The sequence below is a fragment of the Taibaiella koreensis genome, assembly GCF_003545715.1.
Lineage (GTDB): Bacteria > Bacteroidota > Bacteroidia > Chitinophagales > Chitinophagaceae > Taibaiella > Taibaiella koreensis.
Window position 1 is genome coordinate 1 of sequence record NZ_QVNU01000026.1, and the last position, 1,092, is coordinate 1,092.

Sequence of the window (1,092 nt, forward strand, 5' to 3'; positions counted from 1 at the left end):
CCTCCACTACCATCCCCCGTTACCACAATGGGGGATTTTTTTTGCCTGCTTTTACCGTCGTTCAGACAGCTACGCATCCAGACCAGCTTGCCCACGCTTTTGTGTGTATCATGGGATCAAGCTTTTTCTTTGGATCAATCGTAAAAGTTGGGGGGAGAAGATAATTAAGCATAGATATTTGCGAGCCTGAAGAGGAAGAAAGGGATGTCTCTTACACCCCTGGAAGAAGAACGGAAGGATTTAATTTTAGCATTGAAAGACTCAGCAGAAGCATTAGTGCTTCTGTTGTTGAAGAAATTAAGAATGCTCAGGTAATGGGCCTCGACAGTTCTGACAACTGTTTTAAAGGAAGACATGGCCGAGGATTCTACTTCGTTGAACCAAAGAGCCAGCTTTTTGAAGGCCTCTTCCTTTGTTCTGCAGGTACGGTAAATAATGCCCAGCTTCAGGGACAGATAATAAGCTTCCTTTAATTTAGGAAAACGCTCAAAGAGCAGCCGGGCCCTTATTTTCTGGCTGGATGTCCATTTATCTTTATGCTTGAACAATAGATAGCGGCTTCTTGCCAAGAGTTGTTTTAAGGTGTCTCCGTTTTCAAGCTGTTCAGCCGTAAAAATGGCTCCTTGTGCTTTGGCCGCCTTTATGGCTTCGTTTTCCTTATCTAAAGCCTCCCAGCGGTATTGGATACGCAGTTCCTGTACCGCATCGCAGGCCAGGCGCTGCACGTGGAAACGATCCGTTACCCTATGCGCCTTACGGAAGCAGCGTTCTACAGCCAGGTTCATACTGGGCGCCATATCCAGTGTTACTTCCGTTACCTTGTTACGCAGGCGTTCCGGGATCCTTTTTAATACTTCGATTATAGTTTCAGCCTGCGTACCCCTGATCATGGCTACCAGCGTGCCTTTCCGGCCTTTGGCCGCCTTATTGCTTACAATAGTGTATAGTTCGTCATTGGAAAGACTGGTCTCGTCTATGCTCAAATGAGGGCCTATATTTTGGGGATAAAGTATCCACTCAGCGGCATGCTCCTGCTGCTCCCAGCTCCTGTAATCGCTGATGTGGTGTTTGTATTGCTCCTGTAGCAGCTTG

The 1,092-nt window shown here is 47.0% G+C and carries 1 protein-coding gene; it reads right to left on the reverse strand.

From position 1 onward, the window contains the following. Window positions 1-164: 164 nt before the first annotated feature. Window positions 165-1,092: ISAon1 family transposase (locus DZK30_RS25570; RefSeq protein ID WP_205529572.1), on the reverse strand; the 928-nt coding region annotated here is incomplete at its 5' end.